This is a genomic window from Frankia sp. CcWB3 (assembly GCF_977927595.1).
In genome coordinates this window covers 19,181-26,737 of the sequence record NZ_CDWRCK010000004.1, presented here as the reverse complement: position 1 = coordinate 26,737, position 7,557 = coordinate 19,181, and the positions used below count along the sequence as shown (strand labels likewise).

At 73.4% G+C, this 7,557-nt stretch carries 6 protein-coding genes; 3 read left to right on the top strand and 3 right to left on the bottom strand.

The genetic code is table 11. From position 1 onward, the window contains the following. The 3 genes from ACY5KJ_RS00955 to ACY5KJ_RS00945 all read right to left on the bottom strand — a co-directional run. Positions 1-1,022, bottom strand: a 1,022-nt coding sequence (locus ACY5KJ_RS00955; RefSeq protein WP_462202517.1) for an ABC transporter transmembrane domain-containing protein, incomplete at its 3' end; no start/stop codon positions are given. Then, a complete protein-coding gene (locus ACY5KJ_RS00950; protein WP_462186952.1) occupies positions 1,019-2,752 on the bottom strand; it encodes an ABC transporter ATP-binding protein in 1,734 nt (577 codons plus the stop codon). The genes ACY5KJ_RS00950 and ACY5KJ_RS00955, both read right to left, overlap by 4 nt. Then, positions 2,752-4,176, bottom strand: coding sequence for a lysine N(6)-hydroxylase/L-ornithine N(5)-oxygenase family protein (locus ACY5KJ_RS00945; RefSeq protein ID WP_462202515.1), 1,425 nt, complete (start codon positions 4,174-4,176; stop codon positions 2,752-2,754). The genes ACY5KJ_RS00950 and ACY5KJ_RS00945 overlap by 1 nt, the downstream gene beginning before the upstream one ends. 432 nt (positions 4,177-4,608) lie before the next feature. Between ACY5KJ_RS00945 and ACY5KJ_RS00940 the strand changes: the two genes are divergently transcribed. The 3 genes from ACY5KJ_RS00940 to ACY5KJ_RS00930 all read left to right on the top strand — a co-directional run. Then, a complete protein-coding gene (locus ACY5KJ_RS00940; RefSeq protein ID WP_462202514.1) occupies positions 4,609-5,574 on the top strand; it encodes a FecCD family ABC transporter permease in 966 nt (321 codons plus the stop codon). A 5-nt stretch (positions 5,575-5,579) separates the two neighbouring features. Continuing rightward, the gene (locus tag ACY5KJ_RS00935) at positions 5,580-6,665 is read left to right on the top strand and encodes a FecCD family ABC transporter permease (protein ID WP_462186959.1); all 1,086 of its coding nucleotides are present in this window, start codon (positions 5,580-5,582) and stop codon (positions 6,663-6,665) included. A gap of 64 nt (positions 6,666-6,729) precedes the next feature. After that, on the top strand, positions 6,730-7,557 hold an 828-nt coding region (locus ACY5KJ_RS00930; RefSeq protein ID WP_462202512.1), incomplete at its 3' end, for an ABC transporter ATP-binding protein.

The following is a 7,557-nucleotide window of genomic DNA, read 5'->3' as shown; positions in this document are numbered from 1 at the left end:
CCGGCGGGGTAGGCGAAGCGGACATCGGTGAGTTCGATCCCGGCCTGGCCGATCCGGCGGCCGGTCGTGGGTTCCGGGAGCGGCTCGACCGCCAGGAGCTCGTCGACCCGCTGGGCCGAGGCCTGGGCGGAGCGCAACGCGGCGCTGAGCCCGACCAGCGCGTCGAGCGGGCGGAGCAGGCTGATGCCCAAGACGACGAGGGCGGTCATCCGGGTCGGGCTGAGGCCGTGATGGGTGGTCAGCGCGAGGCCGGCGAGGAACAGGGCCGTGAAGGCTAGCTGGATACCGAGCTCGCCGAGGTATTCGCCCGGCAGGGAGCCGACGATCTCGCGCCGCGCCGCGCGGTGCTGGGCGGCCAGCGCCTCGTCCAACGCGGCCCGGCCAGCGGCGGTGTGACCGGTGGCCCGCAGCGTCGGCTGGGCGCCGGCGAACTCGACCAGCCGGCTGCCGGCCTCGGCCGTGGCGGCGTGGTTGGCCGCCTCGGTGCGTTCGGTGAGGCGGCGACCGACCGAGAGCGCGGCGAGCACGACCGGGACGGCCAGCAGCGCGGCGAGCCCGATCCGCCAGTCGAAGCTGAGCAGGAACGCCCCGATCGTGAGCGGGGTCAGGACCGCGCCGATCAGGGCCTCGGCCAGGAAGACGGTGGTGGCCACCCGCGAGACGTCGCCGATGATTAGTTGTGGGATCTGCCCGGCCGCCGGCCCGTCGAACCAGCCCAACGGCAACGCCAGAAGCTTGTCGCCGATGCGCGCGTACAGGGCGCGCCGCCAGGCCGAGGACAGTCGCAACGCCCGCGACCCGAGGTAGTAGTGGGCGAACCAGCCGGTCGCCGCCGCGGCCGTGAGCGGGATCAGCCACCACACCGCGGTGGCCGTACGGCCGTCGATCAGGGCGGTCAGCAGCGGGACGAGTACTCCGAAGGCTACGCCCTCGCTGACGGCGTAGCCGGCCACCGCCACCAGGTACCGCGCCAGCGGCCGGTGCTGGCTGGCCGGGACGAGGCCGCGCAGGTGGCCGGTCATGCTCGGCCGCCCTGCTGGGCCCGCCAGAGCTGAGCGTAGCGCCCGTCGGCGGCGAGTAGCTCGTCGTGCCGGCCGTGCTCGATCAGGCGCCCGTCGTCGAGGACCAGGATCTGGTCGGCCTCGGTGATCGTGTACAGGCGGTGCGCGATCACGAGCAGGGTCCGGCCGGCGGCCAGATCGGCCAGTGCGTCCTGGATCGCGGCCTCGGAGTCGGGGTCGGCGAACGCGGTGGCCTCGTCGAGGAGCACGATCGGTGTCCCGGCCAGCAGGGTACGGGCGATCGCGACCCGCTGCGCCTCCCCGCCGGAGAGGTGGGCGTCCTCGCCGGCCACCGAGTCGTAGCCGCGCGGCAGGGCGAGGACGCGGTCGTCGACGGCGGCCGCGCGGGCGGCGGCGCGTACCGCCGCCTCGGACGCATCCGGGACGGCCAGGGCGATGTTGTCACGGATCGAGCGACGCAGCAGGATGACATCCTGCAGCAGGAATCCGACGTGGCGGTAGAGGTCGTCCCGGTCGATGTCGCGCAGGTCGGCTCCGCCTAGCCGGATGGCGCCCCCGGTGACGTCGGCGAAGCGGGCCAGCAGCATCGTGAGCGTCGACTTCCCGGCTCCGGACGGCCCGACCAGCGCCGTCACCGTGCCTGGCCGTAGCGTCGCTCTCACCCCCCGCAGGACTTCGTGACCGTCCGGGTAGCTGAAATGGACGTCGTCGATCTCGACCGTCAGCGGGGTGCCCACCGGGCGGGCGCGGCCGGGCTCGAGGACGGGCTGCCGGGGCTCGCGCAGCAGGTCGCCGATGCGGGCCGCCGCGTCCCGGGATCGCTCGCGCAGGTCCTGGGCCAGGTAGATCGGCGTGATCTGCTCGAACAGCCCGACCCCGAGCAGCGTGAAGGCCACCAGGTCCACCGGGTCACTCCACCCGGCCGCGACCAGTCCGGTGCCGACGGCGGTGACCGCGAACACGATGGTCGCCGGGGCCACCGTCGCCCGGGCGACCCCGCGGGGCCGGAGGAAGATGCGCTGGGCCTGCTCGTCGGCGTCGGCGTACTCGGCCGCGGCGGCGGCGAACCGGGGAGCGCCCCGGCCGCCGGCGAACGCCTTGACGACGCTGATGCCCCGAACCGTCTCGAGCACGGCCGCGGTCAGCTCGTTGTTGGCCGCACCGATCCGGCTGACCTGGTCGGTCGCGCGGACCGCGAGCCGCAGGCGGATCGCCTGGGCCGCGCTGACGAGCGCCACCGTGACGAGCGCCAACGGCCAGTCGACCCAGAGCAGGTAGCCGACCACCACCGCCGGGCCGGCCACGGCCGAAGCCAGGTCCCCGCGGGCGTGGGCGACTGCGTGGTGCAGCGTCGCCACGTCGTCCTGCACCGTCGAGCGCACCCGGGCCGAGACCCCGCCGGCGAACCAGCTCAGCGGTAACGCGCTCACCTGCTCGGTCAGGCGGCGGCGCAGCAGGTAGGCGAGGTCCGCGTCGGCCAGGTGGCTGAGCAGGCTCGCCGCGGCGTACAGCGCGAAGCGCGCCACGAGCAGGCCGGCCGCGAGCCACGCCAGCGGCCATACCGGCTGCCCCGCTCCGCTCAGCAGTCGGCGCGCGATCTCCACCAGCACCACCGCTGGGGTGATCGCCAGCACCGTGGCCAGAGCTTGCAGCCCGGCCGCCAGCGTGATCCGACCTCGGACGGGACGCCGCAGCTCGGCCAAGTCGAGCGCGGCGGTGCCGGCCGCCATCACCGCCCGGCCGGGCGGGGGACCGACAGCGCCCCGAGACCGCTGTCCCAGGCGGATCGGGGAGTGACGTGGCCCGCCTCGAGCGGGGTGCCGCCGCCCTCGCCCGCGGGGGTTGCGGCGCGGCCGCGCCGCTCGGCCATCGAGCGCACGAGCTCGCCGGCCCGCACGGCGACGTTGGAGAGCAGGGTCGAGGAGATGCCGTGGGAGTGTTCGGTCGCGCCGAGCACGTACAGGTCGACGTGGACGCCGGGCGCCGTCGCCAGCCGGTAGTCGCGGTCGAGCGCCACGTGGCCGGCCGGGTCGGTCTGGCAGTGCCGGGCCATCGTGCCGAGGAGCTGGCGTGGATCTCGCGAGCGGTACCCGGTGGCGAAGACAATGACGTCCGCCTCTATTTTTTCCCGCGTGCCGGTCGGCATGAACTCGACGTCGGCGGCGACGCCGTCGGTGAGCTGACGCAGCTCGACGAGGCGGGACGCGCGAATGATGCGCAACCGTTCCCGGCCTTGCATCTTCTCCTGGTAGACACGGCGGTAGAGCTCGTCGATGAGGTCGATATCGACCACCGAGTAGTTCGTGCTCCGATGATAGGTATTGAGCATGTCCTTCACCGGCGGCGGCGCGGCGTAGAAATCGTCCACGGCGGACGGGTCGAAAATCTGGTTCGCGAACGAGCTGTTGTCCGCCGGGCTGTAACCGTACCGCGAGAAGACGGCCACGACTTCAGCCCGCGGATACTTCGTGTGCAGGAATTCGGTCACCTCGGCCGCGCTCTGCCCGGCCCCGACCACGACGAACCGGTCGCGCACCGGCGATGGCAGGTTCGCGACCCGGCTGAGCAGGTCGTGGTTGTGCCAGACCCGTTCGGACAGCTCGATGCCGGCTGGCGCCGTCGGCTCGAGCCCGACGGCGATGACGACGCCGCGAGCCCGGCGGACGACCGTCTCCCCGGTCGTCCCCCGCACCCCGACGACGTCCACCATCCGGACCTCGCCGTCGACGGTGACCGGCCGGATGTCGACCACCCGCGTGTCGTACTCGACCAGGTCATCCAATCGGCGGGCGGCCCATTCCAGGTAGTCGTGGAACTCTTGGCGCAGCGGGAACATGGTCTTGTAGTTGATGAAGTCAACCAGGCGGTCCCGCTCATGCAGGAACGACAGATAACTGAAATCGCTGGCCGGATTCCGCAGGGTTACCAGGTCCTTGAGGTAGGATACCTGCATCGTGGCCCCGTCGAGGAGCATTCCCCGATGCCAGCCGAATCGGGGCTGGCGCTCCAGGAAAGACACCCTCAGCGCCGCCGCCGGGGAAACGCGCGCGTTGTGCTCCGTCACGGCGATCGCCAACGCCAGGTTCGAAGGGCCGAAACCGATTCCGACGATGTCCCGAATGCCGATGTCCGTGGACGCCGGACCTCTCACCACACCCGATCCTCCGGTCCCTGGGCGCGCCGCCCTTTCCCGTCGGTAACGAGAAGCGTACGCTAATCCGGTAAAGTAAGGCTTACCTATCTTCTGGGGTGACCTCCCTGGGTGTCAAGCACGCTCCGGCGGCGCCATCGGCCGGGCCCGCGGCCGCCCCTGACTAGACCCCGGCTGGCTGGACCCCGGCCCGCGCTACCGGCGCCGGGCGGCCGCTGGACGTGACCGTGAAGTCAGGTTAGGCTCTCCATAGGTAAGTTAACCTATCTTTACAAATTTCGCCAGATTGTGAGGCGGGCGGTGCGAGCTGTCGCGGAGGCTGAGGCGACGGTGCCGCGCCCGCCCGATCCGGCGGCAGCGGCCCCGCCCGGCCGGCGGCAACGGCGGCAAGGGGGCGCGCTCGGATCACGGAGAGTGCGTGTCTGCGGCCTAGTAGTGACGTCGCTCGCTCTGGTCGGGATGTGCGTCCTCAGCGTCTGGGTCGGCGCCAACCACCTGCCGTTCACCGTCGTGTGGCGGGTCCTGTGGCACGACGACGGCTCGTCCGCCGCGCTGGTCGTGCACAACCTGCGGATACCGCGCACGCTGCTCGGCCTGGTGGTCGGCGCCGCGCTCGGCGTGGCCGGGGCCCTCAGCCAGGCGTTGACCCGCAACGATCTGGTCGAACCGGGGATGCTCGGGGTCAACATCGGCGCGTCGGCCGCCGTCGTCGTCGGCATCTCGGTCTTCGGCGTCACGAGCCCGAGCGGCTACGTGTGGTTCGCGCTCGCCGGCGCCGCCCTGACCGCGGTCGCCGTGTTCATGATCGGCGCGACCGGCCGCGCAGCGACGACGCCGGCGACCCTGGTGGTGGCGGGCGCGGCCGCCGCGGCCGTCCTCGGCGCGTTCGTCAACGCCGTGCTGCTGATCGACACCAAGACGTTCGACCAGTTCCGGCACTGGGACGTCGGCTCGCTGGCCGCGCCGGGATCGACCGGGCTGCAGGCGACGGCGCCGTTCATGGCGGCGGGACTCCTGCTCGCCCTCCCCCTTACCCGCCCGTTGAACGCGCTCGCGCTGGGTGACGAGGCCGCCCGCGGCCTGGGTGTCCGCCTTCACCGGGCCCGGATGCTGGGCGTGCTCGCGGTCGTCCTGCTCTGCGGCGGGGGGACCGCCGCCGCCGGGCCGATCAGCTTCGTCGGCCTGGCCGTGCCGCACGCCGCCCGCGTGATCGCCGGACCGGACAACCGCTGGGTCCTGCCCTACTCCGCCATGCTGGCCCCGATCCTGCTGGTCGGATCGGACCTGGTCGGACGGGTGATCATCGCTTCAGGTGAGCTGCAGGTGGGGATCATCACGGCCTTTGCCGGAGCTCCGGTGTTCATCGCGTTGTGCCGCCGCGCGCGGCTGGGCCGGGCGTGACCGGCATCGCGCCGGCCGGCCCGGTCGACCGTCCCGCCGCCGGCGCCCTCCCGCCGCCGCGGCGTCCCCGGGTGGCCCGGTTCGGCGCCGACGCGGTGTCCGTCCGGATCTCTCCCCGCGCCGTCGCGGTGAGCGCCGGCTTCACCCTGGTGATCGTGGCCGTCGGCGTCGCCACGCTCACCACCGGGGACTACCCGATTCCGGTGGGTGACGTCGCCCGCGCCCTGCTCGGGCACGGCGACGGCGGCACGGACTTCGTGGTCAACACCCTGCGGCTACCGCGCCTGCTGACCGGGCTGCTGGTCGGCGCCGCGCTGGCCCTGTCCGGATCGATCTTCCAGAGCGTCTCGGGCAACGTGCTGGGCAGCCCGGACATCCTCGGCTTCACCACCGGCTCGGCCACCGGGGCGATCATCGTCCTGCTGGTCCTGCGCGGGGACGCCGCCGGGGCGTCGCTGGGCGCGTTGGTCGGCGGGGCCGCGACCGGCGCGGCGGTCTACACGCTGTCCTACCGGCGCGGGCTGGCCGGGCCGCGGCTGGTCCTGATCGGCATCGCGGTCGCGGCGCTGCTCAACGCGGTCAACTCCTATCTGATCACCCGGGCGGCGCTGGCCGACGCGGTCGCCGCGCAGATCTGGCTGATCGGCAGCCTGGACAGCCGCGGCTGGGCCCAGGTCCGGCCGCTGGCCCTGGCCCTGGTCATCCTGACGCCGATCGGCCTCTACCACGGCCGCCGGCTGGCCTACCTGGAGCTGGGGACGGACACCGCCAAGGCGCTCGGGGTGGGCGTCGAACGCTGCCGCCTCACGCTGATCGCGGTCGCGGCGGCGTTGGCCGCGGTCGCGACGGCCGCCGCCGGGCCGGTCGGCTTCGTGGCGCTGAGCGCGCCGCCGCTGGCCCGCTGGCTCACGGCGGTCTCCGCGCCGCCGCTGGTCTCGACCGCGCTGGCGGGGGCGGCACTGGTGACGGTCGGTGACCTGGTCGCCCAGCGACTGTTCGCCCCGACCCAGCTCCCGGTCGGGGTGGCGACCGGCGCCATCGGCGGGGTCTACCTTGCCGTCCTGCTGATCCGGCAACGGCGGCGGGCGTGACGCCGCATCGGGGCGCGCGGCGCCCACCGGCGGACGGGACCGAGCCGATGACGGAGGACGCCCCATGACGCGGCTGAGCGCGCGCGGCCTCACCTTGGCCTACGACCAGCGGGTGGTGGCCCGCGAGCTGGGGATCGACATCCCGGACGGGGCGTTCACCGTCATCGTCGGACCGAACGCCTGCGGCAAGTCGACGCTGCTGCGCGCGCTGGTCCGCCTGCTGCGGCCGAAGGCGGGCGCGGTGCACCTCGACGGCGCGCTGATCTCGTCGTACTCGACGAAGGAGGTCGCGCGCCGGCTCGGCCTGCTGGCCCAGTCCGCGACCGCGCCGGCCGGCATCACCGTGGCCGACCTGGTCGCCCGCGGCCGCTACCCGCACCAGCGGCTGCTGCGCCAGTGGTCGCGGGAGGACGAGCGGGTCGTGGCCGAGATGATGGCCCGGACCGCCGTCGCCGACCTGGCCGACCGCCTGGTCGACGAGCTGTCCGGCGGCCAGCGCCAGCGGGTGTGGCTGGCGATGGTCCTGGCCCAGCGGACGCCGATTCTGCTGTTGGACGAGCCGACGACGTTCCTCGACATCGCCCATCAGGTCGAAGTGCTGGACCTGTGCGCCGAGCTGCTCGCCGGCGGCGACCACACGCTGGTGGCGGTGCTGCACGACCTCAACCAGGCCAGCCGGTACGCCGACCACCTGGTGGCGATGCGGGACGGGCGGATCGTCGCCCAGGGGCCGCCGGCCGAGATCGTCACCGCCGCGCTCGTCGCGGACGTCTTCGGCCTGGCCTGCCGGATTATCACCGATCCGGAGTCGGGGACGCCGCTGGTGATCCCGCTGCGGCCGCGGCGCTGGCCCGGCGGTGCGCCCGGCCCAGAGCCCGGCCCAGAGCCCGGC